This window comes from Exiguobacterium sp. PvP048, assembly GCF_040549175.1.
GTDB lineage: Bacteria > Bacillota > Bacilli > Exiguobacteriales > Exiguobacteriaceae > Exiguobacterium_A > Exiguobacterium_A artemiae.
The window spans coordinates 166081-187732 of sequence record NZ_JBEPSU010000004.1 but is presented as its reverse complement, the minus strand read 5'-3'; the positions used below and the strand labels follow the sequence as shown (position 1 = coordinate 187732).

The following is a 21652-nucleotide window of genomic DNA, read 5'->3' as shown; positions in this document are numbered from 1 at the left end:
CATGAGTAAACAATACGAAGCAGCAGGTGTCAGCCTGACAGCAGGATACGAATCCGTTTCCCGCATGAAAAAACACGTGGCCCGCTCGATGCGCAAAGAAGTCATGACGGGACTCGGCAGTTTCGGTGCAATGTTCGACCTCAGCCAATTAAATCTAAAAGAACCGGTTCTCGTCAGCGGGACGGATGGCGTCGGCACAAAGCTGAAGCTTGCCTTCGCCCTCGACCAGCACGATACGATCGGAATCGATTGTGTCGCGATGTGTGTCAATGACATCATCGTCCAAGGGGCGGAGCCGCTCTATTTCCTCGATTACATTGCTCTCGGAAAAGCGATTCCCGCTAAGATCGAGCGGATTGTTGCCGGTGTCGCGGAAGGCTGTGTCCAGTCCGGCTGTACGCTGATCGGCGGGGAAACGGCAGAAATGCCGGGCATGTACGCCGACGGTGAGTACGACATTGCAGGCTTTGCCGTCGGTGCCGTCGAAAAACAAAAATTGATCACAGGAGAACACGTTCAACCGGGAGACGTCATCTTAGGTCTCGCTTCGTCGGGCGTTCACTCGAACGGCTTTTCACTTGTCCGGAAGATCGTCGCCGAAAGTGGTCTGCGATACGAAGATGAGTTGATGATGTTTGGCAGTACGATCGGCAATACGTTGCTGATGCCGACACGGATTTACGTCGAAGCGGTCAAAGCCGCGCTTGAGACAGAAAAAATTCAGGCGATGGTCCACATTACGGGCGGTGGTTTTTACGAAAACGTCCCGCGTGTGCTTCCGGAAGGTTGCGGGGCGACGTTTGACCCGAAAAAATGGCCGACGTTACCGGTCTTCGATTGGCTCGAACAAGCCGGAAACGTGCCGCGTCACGATATGTACAACGTCTTCAACATGGGAATCGGCTACATGATGATTGTCAAACCGGAAGATGTCGATGCCGTTACGGCACGTCTTGCCCGTGAAAATGAGACGGTCTATACGATCGGGACAGTGACGGGTGAACCGGGTGTCCGAATTCTTGGAGTCGACCAATGAAGATTGCCTGTTTTGCCTCGGGAAGTGGCAGTAATGTCGAAGCATTGTTCGAAGCGATTGAAACAGGACGTCTGCAGGCTACGATTGAACTCGTCGTCTGTGATCAAAAACAAGCAAAAGTGATTGAACGGGCTCAGGCCCGCGGCTGTGATGTCTTCGTCTTCACGGCAAAAGACTATCCGGATAAACCGTCGTTCGAACGGGAAATCGTTGCGGAACTGGAGCGGCGGGGCGTGGAACGGATTATCTTAGCCGGATACATGCGGTTGATCGGAGACGTCCTGCTGTCGCATTATGCCGGACGGATCGTCAACATCCATCCGTCGCTGCTCCCGGCGTTTCCGGGAAAAGATGCGATCGGGCAAGCATTTCGTGGCGGAGTCAAAATCACAGGTGTTACAATTCATATAGTCGATGAAGGCATGGATACAGGACCAATCATCGCCCAAGAAGCGGTTCGGATTACAGAGGATATGACACGGGAAACGCTCCAACAAGCGATTCAGCAGGTGGAGCATAGATTGTACCCGCAAGTCATCGAAGAGTGGATGAAAGAGGAGGCAAACGTATGAGAGCGTTAATCAGCGTATCAGACAAAACAGGTATCGTCGAACTCGGACAAGCGATGCATGAAGCAGGGATTGAATTAATTTCGACAGGCGGGACACATCAAGCCCTTGAAGCAGCAGGACTTCCGGTCATTGGCATCAGTGAAGTCACACAATTCCCGGAAATGCTCGACGGTCGGGTCAAGACCCTCCATCCGATGGTTCACGGTGGACTGCTCGGACGCCGAGACCTTGAAAGTCATCGCGAACAGATGGCGGAACAACAGATCAAACCGATTGATTTTGTGGTCGTCAACCTCTATCCGTTTAAAGAAACGGTCATGAATGAAGATGTCTCGTATGCCGATGCGATCGAGAACATCGATATCGGTGGACCGAGCATGATCCGTTCGGCTGCCAAAAATCATGCCGCCGTGACGGTTGTCGTCGATCCGGCAGATTATCAGGCGGTCATCCAGGAAATTCATCTTGGTGGAACGACATTCGAAACCCGTCAAAAGCTGGCAGCCAAAGCATTCCGTCACACAGCGGCGTATGATGCGTTGATTGCCGATTACTTCCTGACGCAGACGGGTGAAAAGTTCCCCGATCAATTGACGATTACGCTCGAAAAAGTGCAGGACTTACGGTACGGAGAAAACCCGCACCAGGAAGCGGCCTTTTACAAAACACCGATCTACCGCGGGGCTTCACTCGCGTCCGCGAAGCAGCTCCACGGCAAAGAATTGTCTTACAACAACATCCAGGATGCCAATGCGGCACTTGAGATTCTCGATGAGTTCCGTGAAGCGGCAGCGGTCGTCGTCAAACACATGAATCCGTGCGGCGTCGCGGTCGGACCGACGATTGATGAAGCGTTCCGTCGTGCCCATGCCGCGGATCCGGTCTCGATTTTCGGCGGAATCGTCGCCTTGAACCGGGAAGTCGATCTTGCGACAGCAGAACAACTCAGTGGGATCTTCCTCGAAATCATCATCGCTCCATCCTTTACGGAAGAAGCGTTTACGTTGCTTGCAGCGAAGAAAAATCTCCGGTTACTGGAACTGGACGTCAAACGGGTTCAATCGATCCGGTATACGGCAGTTGCCGGCGGGATGCTCGTTCAAGACAGTGACGACGAGACGCTCGATGACGCGTCAGCACGTGTCGTGACAGACCGGAAACCGACGGCAGGTGAATGGGAAGACTTAAAACTCGCTTGGCGTGCCGTTAAACACGTTAAATCGAATGCAATCGTCATCGCGAAAGATGAAGTGACGGTCGGCGTCGGTGCCGGGCAGATGAACCGTGTCGGGTCAGCCAATATCGCGATTACCCAAGCCGGTGCTAAAGCAGTCGGTGCCGCAATGGGCTCGGATGCGTTCTTCCCGATGGGCGATACGGTTGAGGCAGCTGCTGCGGCAGGCATTACAGCAATCATTCAACCGGGCGGTTCGATCCGTGACCAGGAATCGATTGATGCCTGCAACAAACATGGCATTACGATGATCTTTACGAACGTGCGTCATTTTAAACACTAAGCGGAGGCGAGCCGAATGAAAGTATTAGTAGTCGGTAAAGGTGGACGCGAGCATGCGCTCGTATGGAAATTGGCACAGGATGTCCGGATCGAGACAGTGTATGCAGCACCCGGCAACGTCGGGATGACGGAAGCGGTCTGTGTGCCGATCCGGGAAGACGCGATTGAAGAATTGGTTCAGTTCGCACGGGAAGAGCAGATCGACTGGACAATTGTCGGACCAGAAGGACCGCTTGTGCTCGGAATCGTCAATGCGTTTCAAGCAGCCGGCCTAAAGATTTTCGGACCGTCCCGCGAAGCAGCAGCGATTGAAGGCAGTAAACAATTTGCGAAAGCTTTGATGGACCGGGCCGGTATCCCGACGGCGGACCATGCCGTCTTTACATCAGCGGCTGAAGCGACTGCTTACATCCGTCGGCAGGGTGCACCGATCGTCGTCAAAGCGGACGGACTGGCAGCCGGGAAAGGTGTCACGGTTGCGACGACGATTGAACAGGCTGTTCAAGCGATTGACGAAATTTTTGGCGGCGATTTCGGTCAGCAGAGCAGTGTCGTGATTGAAGAATGTCTCGTCGGTGAAGAATGTTCGCTGATGGCTTTCGTACATGAAGAAACCGTCATTCCGATGGTCCTGTCGCAAGATCATAAACGGGCTTTTGACGGGGACTCCGGCCCGAATACAGGCGGAATGGGGGCGTACAGTCCCTTGCCGCAATTTGACGAACAGGCCGTGACGGAAGAAGCGATGCAACGTGTCCTCCGTCCGCTTGTCGAGCAGATGGCAAGCGAAGGGATTCCGTTTACCGGCTTCTTATACGCGGGTCTGATGTTAACAAGTCGCGGACCATCCGTCATTGAGTTCAACGCCCGTTTCGGCGATCCGGAAACGGAAGTAATTTTGCCGCGGCTTGAAACGGAGCTGCTTGACGTCATCATGCCATTGATGCAGGGTGACATTCCGGAAGTCGCCTGGTCGGATGACGCGGTCGTTGGTGTCGTCATCGCGGCGAACGGTTATCCGGAACAACCGGTTACGGGTCAGCCTGTCCCAACAGATACAATCGGGTCAAATCTCCTTGTCTTCCACGCGGGCACGGCCGCAGGGGATGATGATGTGATTCTTTCGGCCGGAGGACGTGTCCTCGTCTGTGTGGCGAAGGCAAAAGACATGAAGCAGGCCGTAGCGAGCGTTTACAGTGGACTTGATTCATTTGACCGGACCGGCTTCTTTTACCGGACGGATATCGCCAAAAAAGCATTTCGCACGATATAATTTCTTACTTTCGATAAGCCGGTTCTGCTCACATCAGTGTGAGAGGACCGGCTTTTTTGACGGGTACGAGACAAAACGTAACTTGTCTTCCGTGGCAGTTTTGTGTTATTTTGGCGAAATGACTCGAATTGACGACGAATAAGCTTGAAACTTTTCCGGTAACATTTTAGTATAAGAACTATAAGAAAGCGTTTTCAAATATAAAGGAGGTCGAGCTTTCATGAAAAAAAATTGTGGACGGTCCCCATGGACGAAAACAGAAGTCCGCACGCATCAAGCGGTCATCAATGGAAAGCTTGCACCTACACTCGTGATTGAAAATGCGACGTACTTAAATCAAGGACTCAAAACATGGCGGGCAGCCAACATCTGGATCAGCGGCGACCGGATTATCTACGTCGGACCGGACATGCCGGAAACGGCGGATGAAGTCTACGATGCGACGGGAAAATTTATCGTCCCCGGCTACATCGAACCGCATGCCCATCCGTTCCAATTGTATAATCCGGCGACACTTGCAAAATTTGCGGCAGAGCGCGGAACGACGACACTCGTCAACGATAATATGCTGCTTTTATTAGAGCCGACGGAGCAAGCGTTTGCGCAGGTCGACGCACTGGCAGACCTTCCAACATCGATGTACTGGTGGGCGCGACTGGATGCTCAAACAGAACTGGATGCCGACAGCATCACGATTGATAACCGACGAATTCAAGCGTGGCTGAAACATCCACAAGTCATCCAAGCCGGTGAATTAACGGGCTGGCCGCGACTGTCGCAAGGTGATGATGAGCTATTGCAATGGATGCAGGACGCGATGAAGCTCGGTAAACCGATTGAAGGACATTTCCCGGGGGCTTCTGCAAAGACGTTAACGAAAATGGCGTTGTTCGGTGTCACGAGTGACCATGAAGCGATGACGGTCGAAGAAGCGCTGATGCGTCTCGAACTCGGCTACACGACAACGATCCGCTATTCCTCGATCCGTCCGGATTTACCGGATATCTTTGCCGGTCTCGTTGAAGCGGGATTACAAAATTACGAGAAGGTACTGGTGACGACAGATGGCTCGACACCATCCTTTTATAAAGCCGGTCTGATGGATGAGACAATCCGTCTGATGCTTGCCGCCGGGATTGCGCCGGAAGAAGCGTACCGGATTGCGTCGTACAACGCAGCGCGTCACTTTAACCTCGATCATCTGCTTGGCAGTATCGCTCCGGGACGGATTGCCCATTTAAACATCCTCGAAGCAAAAGACAAGCCGACACCGGTTGACGTCATCGCCCGCGGGACCTGGGTTCGCAAAAACGATATCCCGTGTTATCCGGTCGAAGCGCTCGACCGGGCGATCGATTTGATGCCGGCTTCACAAGTCGGTCTTGAGTTGACGGAACAGGACTTTTCGTTCAGCATGCCGGTTGGCCTTGAAATGGTCAATTCGGTCATCATGAAGCTCTATCAGGTCGAACACGATACCAGCATGCAGGTGCTGCCTGCCGGATGCAATGAGTCATTTTTGATGCTCGTTGACCGGGAAGGAAAATGGCGTCTGAATACCGTGCTGAAAAATTTTGCGACCCATGTCGGCGGGCTCGTCAGTTCGTATTCGATCAGCGGCGATATCCTGCTGATCGGAAAATCGAAACGGGATATGCAGATTGCCTTTGATCGGATGAAAGCATTCGGCGGCGGGGTGGTTCTCGTCGAAGACGGCGAAGTGGTGGCAGAAGTTCCTTTGACCTTGATGGGGCAGACGTCCGATTTACCGCTTGAAGATTTGATCGTTCAGGAAACGGCGCTCCGTGAAGCACTGTTCGCCCGTGGCTATCAGTTTGAAGATCCGATTTATACGCTTTTGTTCCTGGCGTCGACCCATTTGCCGTATGTCCGGATTACGCCGCAAGGAATTTACGAAGTCTTACGGAAAAAAGTACTTTTCCCGGCAATTTTGCGCTGACGCTTGAAATTTAAAACGTCGCACTTTAAACTGTTAAAGAGCAACAAATGGGAAAGGGAGTTAGACGATGCAACTCGATAAATTGCGTGGAAAAGAACTCGATCAATTATTTACAGCCATCATGAAGATGGATTCATTAGAAGATTGTTATACCCTGTTTGAAGACTTGGCGACGGTCAATGAAATTCAGGCCTTGGCACAACGTCTCGAAGTCGCCCGTCAGTTACGGGAAGGCAATACGTATCATAAAATCGAAAAGGCGACAGGTGCTTCGACAGCCACGATTTCGCGTGTGAAACGGTGCCTGAACTACGGTTCCGGCGGCTACGACTTGGCGCTCGCACGATTAGGTCTCGTAGAGGAGGAAGTAGCGGATAACTAATTGGTTATCCGCTATTTCTGTGAAGGAGGACGAAGCCGGATGGATTTAGCGTATCAACAAAAACTGCAACACTTCATTCGAAAACTGACGCCGATCCAGTCACTCGTCATCATTTATTTTGTTGCCGTCATCATTGGTGTCATTTTACTTGGGTTACCCTGGTCGACAAAAGGCAATTACGACTGGGATTTCACGGATCTTGTCTTCATGGCCGTCAGCTGTGTCAGCGTGACCGGATTGACGACCGTCTCCGTCTCGGACACATTTACGACGTTTGGGTACTTTATGATCATGATTTTGGTCCAGGTCAGCGGAATCGGTTTGATGTCCCTGCATATTGCGATGTGGGTCATCCTTGGCAAGCGGATCGGCTTTCGGGAGCGGCAACTTGTCGTCCGTGACCAGAACCAGACGACGATGCAAGGGGTCGTCAAATACATTCGGGAAGTCATCATCATCATCCTGTCAATTGAAATCATCGGTGCTCTTATTTTAGGTTTGTATTATACGAAATATTTTCCGACGCTCGGCGAAGCGATGCTGCAAGGATTGTTTGGTTCTGTCAGCGCGACGACCAATGCCGGGTTCGACATTACCGGAGAATCCCTCCTTCCGTTTCGGGGAGATTTATTTGTCGTCTTTATGCAGATTTTACTGTTGACGCTTGGTGCGATCGGTTTCCCGGTCCTCGTTGAAGTCCGTCGGTACATCTCGTACCGGGCGACCCGTCAAGCGACCCGTCAACCGTATCACTTTTCATTATTCACGAAATTAACCGCATCGACGTTCTTCATCCTGGTTTTATTCGGAACGGTCAGTCTGCTGCTGTTTGAGTGGAATCAATCGTTTAAAGGATTGCCGGTCAATGAAAAAATGGTCGATGCCTTGTTCCAATCGGTGACGACCCGAAACGGCGGACTGACGACGGTCGATATTACGTCGTTCTCGCAAGCCTCGATTTTTGTCTTGTCAATTCTGATGTTCATCGGAGCGTCGCCGTCCTCCGTTGGGGGAGGGATTCGGACGACGACATTTGCCGTCGCCGTCCTCAGTGTTATCGCCTTTATTCGCGGCGAATACGGCATCAAGATTTTTGGACGCGAGATCGGACAGTCGGACATTTGGAAAGCCTTTGTCGTCATCGTCGTTTCGACCGGTGTAACGATGATTGGACTGATTGTCCTGCTGATCTTTGAAGATGCCCCGTTCCTCGTGCTGTTTTTTGAAGCCTGTTCCGCGTTCGGAACTACCGGATTGTCGCTTGGAATTACAAATGAGTTATCCGATGTCGGCAAATGGACCTTATCCGTCCTGATGTTCATCGGACGGATTGGTGTTATTTCGTTTGTCCTGTTGCTGAAGGCGAATCAACCAAAACGGAATTACAATTATCCGAAAGAATCAGTCATCATCGGTTAAGGAGGTTGTGACGTGAATCGGACATTTTGGATCAACTTTGGTTATATCTTTATGGTGCCGGCGTTACCGTTTTTAGCACTCGTCAACGGACGGGCGCTCTGTTCGCCGGATTCCCCGTTACTGGATATCCAGGTCCTGGGTTTTTTCCTGGCAGAACCGTGGGCGTTTGCCGTCGTTTATGCTTTTTTGGCTTTCGGTCTCGCTACGCTGTTGACGAAGCGCCGGACCCGTACTTGATCGATCTGCCCCATCTCGCTCTGCGCGGGATGGGTTTTTGTTTTATACTGGGGAAAGAGAATGAGAAGAGAGGATGGAACGAACATGTTGTTACCTTATAATGAATGGCGTCATGTCTTTAAACTCGATCCGGCAAAAGAGATTGAAGAGGCTGCTCTTCAAGCGATTGCGACTTCGGGAACGGATGCCATCATCGTCGGAGGGACCGATGATATCACCCTCGATGCGACACTGGATTTACTGATGCGCTTGCGGCGGTATCCGGTCGCTGTGGCACTGGAAGTATCGGAGCTTGAGGCCGCGACGATGGGATTTGATGCATATTTGACGCCGAGTGTCCTCAACAGCGGAACGCTTGAGCACGTGATTGACAAGCAAGTCGAAGCGCTGGAAGAAGTCGGACATATGCTCGCGCATCAAGATCTGGTCGGGGAAGGGTATATCGTCCTGAACGCTGACGCCAAGGTCGCCCGTGTCACACAAGCAAAACCTCTTAATGATGATCAAGTGGTCGCTTACGCGCAACTGGCGGACAGTGTCTTTCGGATGCCGATCATTTATCTCGAGTACAGCGGTATGTATGGTGATCCGTCACTCGTCGCCTCCGTCAAACGGGTCTTGAAGCAAGGCCGTCTGTTCTACGGCGGTGGTATTGATTCCATCGAACGGGCACAGGAGATGTTGACACATGCCGATACGATCGTCGTCGGCAACATCATCTATGACAATTTAGAAGCGGCACTTGCGACTGTCGCAGCAACACGATAAAATATAAGAACAAAAGTTCGGAATATAGAAATGAGGCTATTTAGATGTTTAATTTAAGTGAACAGCTTGTCAGCGGATTGAACCCGGAACAAGCAAAGGCAGTCAAACACACCGATGGACCGCTCTTGATCATGGCGGGAGCAGGCTCCGGGAAAACCCGTGTCCTGACACACCGCGTTGCCTATTTGATGGCAGCAAAACAGGTCGCTCCGTGGAATATCCTGGCGATTACGTTTACGAATAAAGCGGCACGTGAGATGCGTGACCGGATTTCACGGTTGGTCGGCGGTGTCGCGAATGACATCTGGGTCTCGACCTTCCACTCGATGTGTGTCCGGATGTTACGGCGTGACATCGAAAAAATCGGCTATAACCGGAACTTCACGATTCTTGATTCGAGCGATCAACAGTCAGCACTGAAGCTCGTCTTAAAAGAACAAAACCTCGATCCGAAGAAGTGGGATCCCCGGTCGATGCTGTCGATCATCTCGAGTCAAAAAAATGAACTGCGCAGTGCCGAGTTCTACGCGTCCATCGTCACGAATCCGTATGAAAAAACGGTTGCTGAGATTTATAAAGGATACGAAGCGGTCCTGCGTCGCAACAACGCCCTTGATTTTGATGACTTGATCGGGAAGACGACAGAACTGTTTAAACAAAATCCGGACGTCCTGTCGTTTTATCAACGAAAGTTCCAATACATCCATGTCGATGAGTATCAAGATACGAACAAAGCCCAGTATGATCTCGTCAATCTCCTGGCAGCAGCCCACCAGAACTTATGTGTCGTCGGGGACTCGGATCAGTCGATTTACCGCTGGCGCGGAGCCGATATCGCAAACATCCTGTCGTTTGAGGAAGATTATCCGACAGCGAAAGTCATCCTGCTCGAACAAAACTACCGTTCGTCGAAACGAATTTTGGATGCAGCGAACCATGTCATTCAAAACAACAGTACCCGGAAAGATAAGAAACTGTGGACGGAAAACGCAGAAGGCGAAAAACTGATTGTCCATACAGCGGAAAATGAGCGGGAAGAAGCGTTTTATATCGTCCAGGAAATCCGGAATGCATTGCGTTACGGCATGAAACTAAACGATGTCGCAATTCTGTACCGGACGAATGCCCAATCGCGGGCGATTGAGGAAACGTTGCTGAAATCCAATGTCCCGTACAAGATGATCGGCGGCACGAAGTTCTATGACCGTAAAGAAATCAAGGATGTCCTGGCGTACCTGCGCCTGATTTCAAATCCGAACGAAGACTTATCGTTTGCCCGGATTGTCAATGAACCGAAACGCGGTATCGGAGCGACGACGATTGATAAACTGCGTGATTTTGCCGACCTGCAAGGCGTGTCCTTGATGGAAGCGATCCGCGACATCGAATTGTCGAGCATTGCCCCGAAAACGGCAGTGAAACTGACGGATTTCCGGACAATGATTCTTGGCTTACAGCAAATGCAGGAATTCATCAGCCTGTCTGAACTGGTGGAAGAAGTCCTTGAGAAAACCGGATACCGCCAAGTGTTAAAAGAAGACAAAACACTGGAAGCACAAAGCCGTCTTGAGAACATCAACGAGTTCATCACGGTTGCGCAAAACTTTGAAAAAGAGACCGAAAAAGCCGATCCGGAAGACCAAACAATCATCGCCTTCTTAACGGATTTGACGTTGGTCGCTGATGTCGACTCGCTCGATGAAAGTGATCCGGGCGAACAGGTCACCTTGATGACATTGCACTCGGCAAAAGGACTTGAGTTCCCGATCGTCTTCCTGATTGGAATGGAGGAAGGTTTGTTCCCGCACAGCCGCTCCCTGCAGGATGAAGACGAAATGGAAGAAGAACGTCGTCTAGCGTACGTCGGGATTACACGGGCTGAAAAACGTCTGTATCTCTCACACGCGCGGATGCGTTCGCTGTATGGTCGGACGAATGCCAATCTCGAATCCCGTTTCCTTGCCGAATTACCGGAGGAAGTACTGGAACGGACCGGTAAAAAACCGAAACCGTTACCGTGGGAAGACCGTCCGGTACCGCAAGGAAAAGCCGTCATCGGCCGATCGGTCACGAAACCGACAGCGATGAAGACATCAGGCGCGGAATCACTCGGCTGGAACGTCGGTGACAAAGCGGAACATGGAAAATGGGGCCGTGGAACCGTCGTTCAGACACGCGGAGCAGGGGACAGCCTGGAAATCGATATCGCCTTCCCGGAAGTCGGTGTCAAACGGTTGCTGGCGAAATTCGCACCGATCAAAAAGGTATGAGTGGAGGCGTCAAGATGATAGAACAGGCACGAATCGAGGAATTACGCCAAAAATTAAACCAATACAGTTATGAATATTATGTGCAGGATCAACCGACTGTTCCGGACAGCACCTATGATCAATTGTTACGGGAACTGACGGAACTTGAAACCGCGCATCCGGAACTGATTACGCCGGATTCACCGACGCAACGGGTCGGTGCGGCGCCGCTCGATGCGTTTGAAAAAGTGACGCATGACTTACCGATGCTGTCGCTCGGGAATGTCTTTGACGAGACAGAAATCCGGGAATGGGTCGCCCGCATCGAACGCTCACTCGGCCGGTCGACGACGTATGTGGCAGAGTTGAAGTTTGACGGACTTGCGATTTCCTTGAAGTACGAAGACGGACAACTTGTCCGTGGTGCGACGCGGGGCGACGGAACGGTCGGCGAGAATATTACACAAAACCTGCGGACAATCAAAGCCTTACCCCTTCGGTTACGTCGAAATGAGACGGTCGAAGTCCGAGGGGAAGCCTATATGCCGAAACAATCATTTGAACGCTTGAATGCGGACCGGGCAGCACGTGAGGAAGCCTTGTTCGCCAATCCGCGTAATGCAGCAGCAGGGAGCTTACGCCAGCTCGACTCGTCGATTACGGCATCCCGCAATCTGTCCTTATTCGTCTACGGTGTCGGTGTCAATACACTGAGTGCCCGTTCGCACAGCGAAGCGATGCTTCAGCTGGCTGAGCTCGGGTTACCGACGAACAAGGAGATGCAGACGTGTGAGACGGTCGAAGAGATTTTAGCCTACATTGCCCACTGGACGATGGAACGTTCTAATTTACCGTATGAAATCGACGGTATCGTCCTGAAAGTTGACCGGTATGACGATCAGGAAGAACTTGGCTTCACGGCGAAAAGTCCCCGCTTTGCGACGGCGTATAAATTTGCTGCCGAAGAAGTCATGACGACGGTCGAAGAAGTCGATTTCAGTGTCGGACGGACAGGTAAAGTCACGCCGCGTGCCCGGTTTGCCCCGGTCGTCGTTGCCGGTTCAACCGTCAGTTATGCGACGCTTCACAATGCCGATTTCATTACGGAAAAGGACATTCGACTGCACGATCAAGTCATCATCAAAAAAGCCGGAGATGTCATTCCGGCAGTCGTCAGCGTCGTCGTTTCGGAACGGACAGGGGACGAACAACCGATTGAATTCCCGGCGCATTGTCCGGCCTGCGAGTCGGAACTCGTTCGTCTTGAAGGCGAAGCGGATATTCGGTGTGTCAGTCCGGAGTGCCCGGCTCAACTCGTCGAAGGCATCATTCACTTCGTATCGCGTCAAGCGATGAACATTGACGGTCTCGGTGAAAAAGTCGTCCGTCAATTGTACGAACACGAAGCAATCCGGACGCTTGCCGATCTGTACCGCCTCGACCGGGATGAATTGCTGACGTATGAACGCATGGGCGAAACGTCGGTCGATAATCTGTTGACGGCGATTGAAGCGTCGAAGCAAAACTCTTTGGAACGGTTGATGTTTGGTCTCGGGATCCGATTGGTCGGTCAAAAAGCGGCGTATTTGCTGGCAGAGCGTTTTGATTCACTCGAGGGCATCGCACAGGCGGAGTATGAAGATATTTTAGCGATTGATGGAATTGGCAGTAAGATTGCCGATTCTGTGACGAAGTATTTTGAACATCCGGAAGCGCAGGCCTTGATCAAGGATTTGGCAGAACTCGGACTGAATCAACAGTTTCTCGGACAACGGGTCGATCAATCGAATGCTCCGCTCGCCGGGAAAACGATTGTGCTGACCGGAACGCTCGAATCACTGAAGCGTTCAGAAGCCGGGAAACGGCTCGAGTTGCTTGGTGCGGACGTGACCGGCAGCGTCAGTAAGAAAACGGACATTTTAGTAGCCGGAGAAAAGGCCGGTTCGAAGTTAACGAAAGCCGAGTCGCTCGGAATCGAGATTTGGAATGAAACACAACTGCTTGAAGAGCTGGCGAAATACGAAGGTTAACCAAACATCCATCAAACGGATGATTTAAATAAAAACAGGGAAGGCGCATGATTCACGGCGCCTTCCCTGTTTGCTGTTGAAATGGTATGTTACAGCGATTCGGTTTTGATTAAAACCCCTTGTTTGATTAACCGATTGGTTGCCGTTTCCGGCGGATCACACGTAATCAGTGTAAGGGTTGCTTGCTTGACGTCTTGATTTAAGACGGACAAATCCGTTGGTTTGACAAGTTGTGAGGTCTTCATTTGATAGGTATACCGATGACTTTTTGTCGTCACGATGACATGTGCACCCGTTTTCAACTCCGGCAGACGATTAAAATGCAGTCCTTTTGTGAAACTGCGGTGTCCCGCCAAAGCGTAATTGCCTTTACCGGGAGCGCCGGTCGCTTTCAGATGACCGATGCTTTGATCGAGGACAGCCGTCGAAGCCCCTTCTAAAATGACTTGCTCAAAATTAAGGGATGGAATCGTCAATAATCCGCTGCCGTTCGTTGCGACAGGCTGCTTCGTTTCCTTTGCATCGACCGCTTTTAAGTTTTGTGTCCACTGTTGCTTCAGCTCTTCCGCGGCCGCCTGTTTTTGATGGTTGGTATACAGCGGCCAGAGAATCAGCAGGATGCCCGCAATCAGAAGAAGCAGGCCTAAAAATTTTTGTCGTTTCATGAAGTATCCTTTCATCTGCTGTTTCAGCAGGATCGTTTTTTGAAAATCAGGGGAAAACTACACCTTCCCGGATGGAAAACTATTCTGTTATGATAGAGAGAACGATTTTAAAAACATGGGGTGCGTAAAGAAATGAAATCTAAAAAAATAGCAGCGTTGACGTTGACGAGTACATTATTCCTCGGCGCGTGTTCGTTTGATTTGTCACAGAAAAGCGATACAAAAGAAGTCATTACAGAGAGCGAACAAGGAAAAGAAGTCCAAGCCGTCGTCAGTCCGGCAATTGATACAACCGATTCCTATTATCGGACCGTCTTACCGTTCCGACCGAGTGTCGCCCGCGGGATGACACAAAAGCGGGTCAGTTCCCGCCTGGAGCTGGATGAAATCGAGACCGGCCTGATGCGTCACTCCACTCAATTTTTTGCTCCTGATAAATACTATTATCAAGAAGGACAACTGCTCGAGGCCGATCAAATTGCCCAGTGGTTGTTACGAAAAGGAAAAGCCGGGGATGGTGTCAGTGATCCGAACGGCTTGAACCCTGCCTATACGACCGGAAAGTCTTACAAAGAAAAAAACCAAAAGTCTCCTTTGATTCTATCGCACATTTTGGAACAGGACTACATGTTGGAAGAAGATAAAAAACTCGAACTCGGCGGGACATCCGTCGCTTTAGTCTTAAACAGCGAATATGTTTTCCAGGATGAAAACTACGGTCCGACCTATACCGTGAAACTCGACGAGAAAAAAGTCATCGCAGAAGGAAAACGGATGGCAAATGAATTGGTCAAGAAAATGCGGAAAACGGACGGTATCAAAACGACACCGATCCACGTCGCCTTGTATTTGCAGGAAAGTGAAGGGTCACCGGTTTCCGGACATTATGTATCTTCCGCCTTTATCGGGCGCGGCAATCAGATCAGTTCGAACGACTGGAAGAACTATGATGAAAAATATTATTACTACCCATCGGGTGCCGCGACGAACGATGTCCGTGATGATGCCGCGAAGTTTGATTTGTTCAAGGACCGCCTCGAAGACTATTTCCCGAACTACACCGGTATGATGGGAGAAGGCTTTTATCAGGAAGGTGAACTGAAGAAATTGGAAATCAAGATTCCGGTTCAGTTTTACGGAAAAGCAGAACTCGTAGCGTTCATTCAATATGTGACCTACTTGCTCGAAAATCGTTGGGAATACAATCGGAATGTCCCGACAACGATTACCGTCACGAACTTGAACGGCGATACGGAAGCGATGTTATTCATCGAGCCGGATACGAAAAAACCGATTGTCAAAATCCGTTGATTTCATTTGAACAGACAGGCTCCTTGCGCAAGCAGGAGTCTTTTTTGTTGAGTCTAAGCTGACTTTTAAGCACAACAAAACAACGATTTACTATTGTCAGATTTCTTTAGATTTACGAAAGCCGTCTTGAAAGCGCATAATAGAAAAGAAGCATCATGCGAATCAGCAGAGACACGCTGGATTCGCCTGTTTTAATCCATGGTAAGGGAGCGGGTCGCATGAAAGGTGGTATTTTTTCACAGATTAGCGCCGTCCAGGAAGAGTTGCCTTCTTCTTCGCGGAAAGTCGCTGATTTTGTTTTAGCGCATATGAATGAAATCGCGGGGATGACGATTCATCATTTAGCCGAGGAATCGGGAACAAGTGCCGCAGCGGTCGTCCGTTTTTGCCGGGCACTCGGTTTAAAAGGATATCCAGAACTGCGGATGCGGATTTCAGCGGATACGGCACGAACCGATTTAAAGGGGTATCATGATATTGAAAAAAATGAACGGCCTGCTGACTTAGTGGAAAAAACGGTCAGCAACAGCATTCAAGCCTTACAAGATACGGCGAAACAATTGAGTGAAGACCGGATTGCCGAAGCGGCGGATGTCTTGGACCAGGCACGCGCAATTTACTTTTACGGAATCGGGGCATCGAACGTCGTCGCGTTGGATGCTGCACAAAAATGGACACGCGTCGGGAAACTGACGATTCAGGAATCGGATCAACATCTCGTCGCGACGATTCTTGCGAACGCCAGTCCGGATGATGTCTTTTTTGCGATTTCTTACAGTGGTGAAACCGAGGAAGTCGTCGAGTTAATCCGGCTTGCCAAGATTCGCGGGCTGAAAGTCATCAGTTTGACGCGGTTCGGGGATAACCGGGTCAGCCAGTTGGCGGATATCGCCTTATGGACGTCACGGGCGCCGGAAGCGCCGTTACGCAGTGCGGCCTTAAGTTCGCGTCTCGCCCAGTTGTTTGCGATTGATGTGTTGTTTTTATCCTATGCTGCCGTCCATTATGACGATACGATCGAACGGCTGCAGTATACACGGGAAAGCGTCAAGATGTTGCACAGTAAAAAATAGGGGGCGTACATAATGAAACAGACAGTGGAAGAGATGGTGGAGCAGTTATTTCCAGTGATGGTCGAACGGCGTCGGTATTTACATCGACATCCTGAGTTGTCGTTTCATGAGGTCGATACCCCGCAATTCATTGCGGATCGATTGACGGAGCTTGGGATTGAAGTCCGGACCGGTGTCGGTGGCCGGGGGGTAGTCGGAACGATTCGCGGAGGAAAACCGGGAAAAACGGTCGCACTGCGGGCAGACTTTGATGCGTTGCCGATTCAGGATGAAAAAACCGTCGATTACCGGTCGACCGTGCCCGGTGTCATGCATGCATGCGGACATGACGGCCATACAGCGACGTTACTTGCCGTCGCCGAAATTCTGGTCCGTCAGAAAGAACAGTTGGCAGGGAACGTCGTCTTGATTCACCAACACGCGGAAGAAGTCGTTCCGGGCGGGGCACGGGACATGGTTGCCGACGGATGCCTCGACGGTGTCGATGTCATCTTCGGAACCCATCTGTGGTCGACGACGAAACTTGGAACGATTGGTTACCGGATCGGTCCTGTCATGGCAGCGGCCGATAAGTTCGAGTTGACGTTGTTCGGGCGCGGGGGACATGGCGCGAAGCCACACGAAACGATTGATGCCGTCGTACTCGGGGCGACGGTCGTCAAAGAGTTGCAAAGTATCGTCAGCCGCCGACTCGATCCCCTTCAGCAAGCGGTCTTGACCATCGGAACACTGCATGCCGGGAATACGTTTAATGTCATTGCCGACAGTGCGGAACTGACCGGGACAATCCGGACATTTGATCCGGAAGTCGCTGAGCAAATCGTCCACGAAATGGAACGGACGATTAAAGGCGTGTGTGACGCGGCAGGGGCGACCTATTCGTTTACGTACGAAAGAGGATATCCGGCGGTCGTCAATCATCCGCAAGAAACGAACCTTTTACGGACCGTTGCGTCTGACATCATGGGTGCGGATCACGTCTTTGAAATTGCTCCGACGATGGGCGGCGAAGACTTCGCGTATTATCTGCAACAAGTACCCGGCACCTTTTTCTTCACGGGAGCAGGGGACGAAACCTTTTATCCCCATCACCACCCGAAGTTTGACTTTGAAGAGCAGGCGATGCAGCATGCAGCCCGTATTTTAATCGAAGTGACCTTACGTTATCTCGAAGAGTCCAGTAATTGACGAAAAGACACCCGTTTTCCGGCCGATGATGACCGGAAGACGGGTGTCTTTTTCATGTGCTCTCTTATAAGATTTCTTGAACCCGACCGACTTGTCCGTCTTCGAGACGGACTTTGATTCCGTGCGGGTGATTCGGCGACTTGGTCAACAGATCCTTGACGATTCCTTCCGTCCGTTTACCTGTCCGCTGGTCTTGTTTTAATACGATACTGACGTGTTGTCCGATTTTAACATCGGCGCGTTTTTTACCATCCATGTCTTGATCGCTCCTTTTTCATAATGCTAGTTGTCAGTATATCATGGTTTCCTGGAGCGAAACTTGTTTGAGGAAAATGCGTAAAGTGAAAAGAACAAAAGAATCGTCAAAAAAAGTTTGACTATATTTGACCAATTGACTGACCAATTCTATAATTAAGATACAGAACAAAAAGTTAAGGGAGTGATCAGCGTGGCGAAAGACTATTATCGAACGCTTGGTGTCGAGAAGACGGCATCGAACCAGGAAATCAAGCGGGCTTACCGAAAGCTTGCGAAACAATACCATCCGGACGTCAATCAGGAAGCGAGTGCGGATCAGCGCTTCAAAGATATCCAGGAAGCGTTTGATGTCCTCGGGGATGAAGAAAAACGGGCACAGTATGATCAATATGGAAGTAACTATGAACGGATGGCTGGAGCGGGGTATGGACAGTCAGCCGACTATGACGATCTTTTCCGCCAATTCAACGGACGTCAATCCCGGACGGCGGGATCGGCAGGGCAATCGTTTGGATTTGAAGATATGTTCGGTTCGTTTTTTAGTCAAGAACCGGAAGAAACGGACGAAGAACTCGAATTGACGGTTCCGTTAAGTCATCTCAGTCAGAATGACAAGGTGACGATCCGACTGGCGACAGGAGCCATTCAAATGAGTCTGCCGAAAGATTTGTATGACGGGAAAAAAGTCCGGTTACGCGGGAAAAGTTCGAAACGCAACCGTAAAGGAATTGCGGGAGATGTGTACGTGACGATTCATCTGAAGGATGATGAGCAGTTCCGCCGTCAGGATACCGATGTCATCTCGACAGTCCGGGTTTATCCGACCGTCTTTGTTCTCGGGGGAGAAGTCGTGGCAGATACGTTGGAAGGAAAACGTGTCAAATTGAAAATCAAGCCCGGCACAAAACCGGGGGCACGGCTCCGTATTCCGAATCGGGGACTCAGTAACCGGGAAGGACACCGCGGTGCTCAGCTCGTTCAACTGGAAGTGAAGTTACCGGAAATGGAACCGTCGTTTTATGAAGAGTGGGAAAATCGTTTATCTGTGAAGGAGTGACGGAAAAATGGATTTCGAAAAATTAACAGACCGGGCACATGAAGCCATCGTATCGGCACAAGCTATTGCCAAACAACGTCGACACAGTGAGATTACAGAGTGGCATCTGTTGCTCGCCTTACTCTCACAAGAAGAGGGAATTGCACGCATCGTTTTTGAGAAGCTGGACCAGCGGATCGACCAGTTGGAGACAGGTGTGAATGAAGCACTCGGACGGTTACCGGCGCTCGGTCAATCTTCGACGCCGCGCATCAGTAACTCTTTGTTGCAGGTCTTAACGGAAGCCGAGACGGAAGCCCGTTTGATGCAAGACGATTATGTTTCTGTCGAGCACTTATTATTAGGTCTTGTCAAACAATCGAGTCCGGCGACACAATATTTGCGGAACGAGGGAGTAACTGAACAGGTCTTACGGGAAGCAATCATCGAAATGCGGGGCAACCGCAAAGTAACGACTAAAAATCCGGAAGCGACTTTCGACGTCTTGAAGAAATATGGCCGCGATCTTGTCGCAGACTTCCGGTCCGGGAAAACCGATCCGGTCATCGGACGAGATGACGAGATCCGTCGTGTCATCCGGATTCTCAGCCGGAAAACGAAAAACAATCCGGTCTTGATCGGGGAACCGGGTGTCGGGAAAACCGCAATCGTCGAAGGTCTGGCGCAACGGATTGTCCGGGGAGATGTCCCGGAAAGTCTGAAAAACAAACAGTTGTTCAGTCTCGATATGAGTACGCTTGTCGCGGGTGCAAAATACCGCGGAGAGTTTGAGGAACGTCTTCAGGCGGTCTTAAATGAAGTTAAGGAAGCAGAAGGACAGATTCTGTTGTTCATCGACGAATTGCACACGATTGTCGGTGCCGGGAAGACCGAAGGCGCGATGGATGCCGGAAACATGCTGAAACCGATGCTTGCCCGCGGAGAGCTGCACTGTATCGGTGCGACGACTTTAGATGAATACCGGAAGTACATCGAAAAAGATCCTGCACTTGAACGCCGCTTCCAACAAGTGCTGGTCGCGGAACCAGATGTCGAAGATACGATTTCGATTTTACGTGGTCTGAAAGAACGGTTTGAAATCCATCATGGTGTCCGGATTCATGATAATGCCCTGGTTGCGGCAGCCATCCTGTCAGACCGGTACATCACGGACCGTTTCATGCCCGATAAAGCCATTGATTTAGTCGATGAAGCGTGTGCGATGATTCGGACCGATATGGAATCGATGCCGGCGGAACTGGATTCACTCGTCCGCCGTGTCATGCAACTTGAAATCGAAGAAGCCGCACTGAAAAAAGAAACCGATGAAGCATCCCGGAAACGACTCGAGACCCTGCAACAGGAACTCAGTTCTGTCCGGGAAGACGAAAGTGCGCTCCGGACACGATGGGAACGCGAGAAAGACAGTTCCCAAAATGTCCAGCAGTTGCGGGCAGATCTTGAAAAAGCAAAACTGGCTCTTCAGGAAGCTGAAGGACGGTATGATTTGAATACAGCCTCGGAAATCAAATACGGACAGATTCCGGCACTTGAAAATCAGTTGAAAGTGGCGGAAGAATCAGCGGAACACGTCGCGCATGAACTCGTCCGGGAAGCCGTAACGGACGAAGAGATTTCCGATATCGTGTCGAAGTGGACGGGAATTCCCGTCAGCCGTCTCGCACAAGGGGAACGCGAAAAGTTACTGTATTTAGAAGATACGTTGCATGAACGTGTTTTTGGTCAGGATGAGGCCGTCCGACTGGTGTCGGATGCTGTCATCCGGGCGCGTGCAGGAATCAAAGATCCGAATCGTCCAATCGGTTCGTTCCTGTTCCTTGGACCGACAGGAGTCGGGAAAACGGAGCTTGCGAAAGCTCTTGCAGCCGCCATGTTTGACAGTGAAGAACACATCGTCCGGATTGATATGTCCGAGTATATGGAGAAACACAACGTTTCCCGCCTGGTCGGAGCACCTCCCGGTTATGTCGGTTATGAAGAAGGCGGTCAATTAACAGAAGCCGTCCGTCGGAGTCCGTATTCGGTGCTGTTGTTTGACGAAATCGAAAAAGCACACGGGGACGTCTTCAATATCTTACTTCAAGTACTGGACGACGGCCGTTTGACCGATGCGCAAGGACGGGTGGTCGATTTCAAGAACACGATTGTCATCATGACATCGAACATTGGATCGCATATTTTACTCGAAGCAGCAAAAGACGGTGATATTGATGCGGCCGAAGAAGAAGCGGTCCGCCAAGAACTGAAAAAGTATTTCCGGCCGGAATTCCTGAACCGGATTGATGACACGATTCTGTTCCATCCTCTCCACCGGGCGGAAATCGAACGGATCATCGACAAGGCCGTCAGCAAGATGGCAGAACGTCTGTCAGGTCGTGAAATTACGATTGATGTCACAGAAGCGGCGAAAACGTTAATTTTCAATGAAGCGTTTGAACCACAGTACGGTGCCCGTCCGATTAACCGGTATATCCAGCGGACGATTGAAACGAAACTGGCACGGGCTCTGATTAGTGGATCCATCCAAGATGGTTCACATGTGGCAATCGATACAGACGGTACAGAACTCGTTATCCGCTAAACTATAGTTTAAAAGGTCGTCTCATCCTCTGACAGTCAGGGGAGAGACGACCTTTTGAATGAGAAGGAAAACTAAAA

18 protein-coding genes are annotated in these 21652 nt (G+C 50.7%); 16 read left to right on the top strand and 2 right to left on the bottom strand.

Annotated features, from left to right (window positions below):
• Window position 1: 1 nt before the first annotated feature.
• The 11 genes from purM to ligA all read left to right on the top strand — a co-directional run bounded on the left by purM (window position 2) and on the right by ligA (window position 13442).
• Window positions 2–1036, top strand: coding sequence for a phosphoribosylformylglycinamidine cyclo-ligase (gene purM, locus ABIC15_RS10300; protein ID WP_354020634.1), 1035 nt, complete (start codon window positions 2–4; stop codon window positions 1034–1036).
• The gene (gene purN / locus ABIC15_RS10295; RefSeq protein ID WP_354020633.1) at window positions 1033–1608 is read left to right on the top strand and encodes a phosphoribosylglycinamide formyltransferase; all 576 of its coding nucleotides are present in this window, start codon (window positions 1033–1035) and stop codon (window positions 1606–1608) included. Before purM ends, purN begins: the two co-directional genes overlap by 4 nt.
• Window positions 1605–3125 (top strand): bifunctional phosphoribosylaminoimidazolecarboxamide formyltransferase/IMP cyclohydrolase, encoded by a 1521-nt coding sequence (gene purH / locus ABIC15_RS10290; protein WP_354020632.1) that lies wholly within the window; start codon window positions 1605–1607, stop codon window positions 3123–3125. The genes purN and purH overlap by 4 nt, the downstream gene beginning before the upstream one ends.
• Before the next feature lie 15 nt (window positions 3126–3140).
• Complete coding sequence (gene purD / locus ABIC15_RS10285; protein WP_354020631.1) at window positions 3141–4397, top strand: phosphoribosylamine--glycine ligase; 1257 nt, start codon at window positions 3141–3143, stop codon at window positions 4395–4397.
• A gap of 220 nt (window positions 4398–4617) precedes the next feature.
• The gene (locus ABIC15_RS10280) at window positions 4618–6357 is read left to right on the top strand and encodes an adenine deaminase C-terminal domain-containing protein (RefSeq protein WP_354020630.1); all 1740 of its coding nucleotides are present in this window, start codon (window positions 4618–4620) and stop codon (window positions 6355–6357) included.
• A gap of 67 nt (window positions 6358–6424) precedes the next feature.
• Window positions 6425–6739: a YerC/YecD family TrpR-related protein gene (locus ABIC15_RS10275; RefSeq protein WP_012369366.1), complete on the top strand. Its 315-nt coding sequence runs from the start codon at window positions 6425–6427 to the stop codon at window positions 6737–6739.
• 39 nt (window positions 6740–6778) lie between these two features.
• Window positions 6779–8158, top strand: a complete 1380-nt coding sequence (locus ABIC15_RS10270) for a TrkH family potassium uptake protein (protein WP_012369367.1) — start codon at window positions 6779–6781, stop codon at window positions 8156–8158.
• 12 nt (window positions 8159–8170) lie between these two features.
• Entirely contained in the window at window positions 8171–8395 is a 225-nt protein-coding gene (locus tag ABIC15_RS10265) for a hypothetical protein (protein ID WP_354020629.1), read from the top strand.
• Between the two features lie 84 nt (window positions 8396–8479).
• The gene (gene pcrB, locus ABIC15_RS10260; protein WP_131504455.1) at window positions 8480–9163 is read left to right on the top strand and encodes a heptaprenylglyceryl phosphate synthase; all 684 of its coding nucleotides are present in this window, start codon (window positions 8480–8482) and stop codon (window positions 9161–9163) included.
• A 44-nt stretch (window positions 9164–9207) separates the two neighbouring features.
• Complete coding sequence (gene pcrA, locus ABIC15_RS10255) at window positions 9208–11433, top strand: DNA helicase PcrA (protein WP_354020628.1); 2226 nt, start codon at window positions 9208–9210, stop codon at window positions 11431–11433.
• Between the two features lie 14 nt (window positions 11434–11447).
• Complete coding sequence (gene ligA, locus ABIC15_RS10250) at window positions 11448–13442, top strand: NAD-dependent DNA ligase LigA (RefSeq protein ID WP_354020627.1); 1995 nt, start codon at window positions 11448–11450, stop codon at window positions 13440–13442.
• 89 nt (window positions 13443–13531) lie between these two features.
• Here ligA and ABIC15_RS10245 read toward each other — a convergent pair whose 3' ends face one another.
• The gene (locus ABIC15_RS10245) at window positions 13532–14107 is read right to left on the bottom strand and encodes a class D sortase (RefSeq protein ID WP_012369372.1); all 576 of its coding nucleotides are present in this window, start codon (window positions 14105–14107) and stop codon (window positions 13532–13534) included.
• Between the two features lie 132 nt (window positions 14108–14239).
• Between ABIC15_RS10245 and ABIC15_RS10240 the strand changes: the two genes are divergently transcribed.
• The 3 genes from ABIC15_RS10240 (at window position 14240) to ABIC15_RS10230 (ending at window position 17679) form a co-directional block, all read left to right on the top strand.
• Window positions 14240–15418: a CamS family sex pheromone protein gene (locus ABIC15_RS10240; protein WP_354020626.1), complete on the top strand. Its 1179-nt coding sequence runs from the start codon at window positions 14240–14242 to the stop codon at window positions 15416–15418.
• A 218-nt stretch (window positions 15419–15636) separates the two neighbouring features.
• Entirely contained in the window at window positions 15637–16491 is an 855-nt protein-coding gene (locus tag ABIC15_RS10235) for a MurR/RpiR family transcriptional regulator (protein WP_354020625.1), read from the top strand.
• Window positions 16492–16503: 12 nt separating this feature from the next.
• Complete coding sequence (locus tag ABIC15_RS10230; protein ID WP_354020624.1) at window positions 16504–17679, top strand: M20 metallopeptidase family protein; 1176 nt, start codon at window positions 16504–16506, stop codon at window positions 17677–17679.
• A 64-nt stretch (window positions 17680–17743) separates the two neighbouring features.
• Here ABIC15_RS10230 and ABIC15_RS10225 read toward each other — a convergent pair whose 3' ends face one another.
• Complete coding sequence (locus tag ABIC15_RS10225; RefSeq protein WP_012369376.1) at window positions 17744–17935, bottom strand: YwbE family protein; 192 nt, start codon at window positions 17933–17935, stop codon at window positions 17744–17746.
• Window positions 17936–18127: 192 nt separating this feature from the next.
• On the opposite strand from ABIC15_RS10225, the gene ABIC15_RS10220 reads away from it, so the two are divergent.
• Window positions 18128–18994 carry a DnaJ C-terminal domain-containing protein gene (locus ABIC15_RS10220; RefSeq protein ID WP_354020623.1) on the top strand — a complete coding sequence of 289 codons (867 nt, stop codon included), beginning with the start codon at window positions 18128–18130 and terminating at the stop codon, window positions 18992–18994.
• A 7-nt stretch (window positions 18995–19001) separates the two neighbouring features.
• Window positions 19002–21575, top strand: a complete 2574-nt coding sequence (clpB, locus tag ABIC15_RS10215; protein ID WP_012369378.1) for an ATP-dependent chaperone ClpB — start codon at window positions 19002–19004, stop codon at window positions 21573–21575.
• The last annotated feature ends 77 nt before the right edge of the window (window positions 21576–21652 follow it).

Coding starts and splice junctions, on each gene's coding strand:
- purM (WP_354020634.1), top strand. CDS start 2: ATGAGTAAACAATACGAAGCAGCAGGTGTCAGCCTGACAGCAGGATAC.
- purN (WP_354020633.1), top strand. CDS start 1,033: ATGAAGATTGCCTGTTTTGCCTCGGGAAGTGGCAGTAATGTCGAAGCA.
- purH (WP_354020632.1), top strand. CDS start 1,605: ATGAGAGCGTTAATCAGCGTATCAGACAAAACAGGTATCGTCGAACTC.
- purD (WP_354020631.1), top strand. CDS start 3,141: ATGAAAGTATTAGTAGTCGGTAAAGGTGGACGCGAGCATGCGCTCGTA.
- ABIC15_RS10280 (WP_354020630.1), top strand. CDS start 4,618: ATGAAAAAAAATTGTGGACGGTCCCCATGGACGAAAACAGAAGTCCGC.
- ABIC15_RS10275 (WP_012369366.1), top strand. CDS start 6,425: ATGCAACTCGATAAATTGCGTGGAAAAGAACTCGATCAATTATTTACA.
- ABIC15_RS10270 (WP_012369367.1), top strand. CDS start 6,779: ATGGATTTAGCGTATCAACAAAAACTGCAACACTTCATTCGAAAACTG.
- pcrB (WP_131504455.1), top strand. CDS start 8,480: ATGTTGTTACCTTATAATGAATGGCGTCATGTCTTTAAACTCGATCCG.
- pcrA (WP_354020628.1), top strand. CDS start 9,208: ATGTTTAATTTAAGTGAACAGCTTGTCAGCGGATTGAACCCGGAACAA.
- ligA (WP_354020627.1), top strand. CDS start 11,448: ATGATAGAACAGGCACGAATCGAGGAATTACGCCAAAAATTAAACCAA.
- ABIC15_RS10245 (WP_012369372.1), bottom strand. CDS start 14,107: ATGAAACGACAAAAATTTTTAGGCCTGCTTCTTCTGATTGCGGGCATC.
- ABIC15_RS10240 (WP_354020626.1), top strand. CDS start 14,240: ATGAAATCTAAAAAAATAGCAGCGTTGACGTTGACGAGTACATTATTC.
- ABIC15_RS10235 (WP_354020625.1), top strand. CDS start 15,637: ATGAAAGGTGGTATTTTTTCACAGATTAGCGCCGTCCAGGAAGAGTTG.
- ABIC15_RS10230 (WP_354020624.1), top strand. CDS start 16,504: ATGAAACAGACAGTGGAAGAGATGGTGGAGCAGTTATTTCCAGTGATG.
- ABIC15_RS10225 (WP_012369376.1), bottom strand. CDS start 17,935: ATGGATGGTAAAAAACGCGCCGATGTTAAAATCGGACAACACGTCAGT.
- clpB (WP_012369378.1), top strand. CDS start 19,002: ATGGATTTCGAAAAATTAACAGACCGGGCACATGAAGCCATCGTATCG.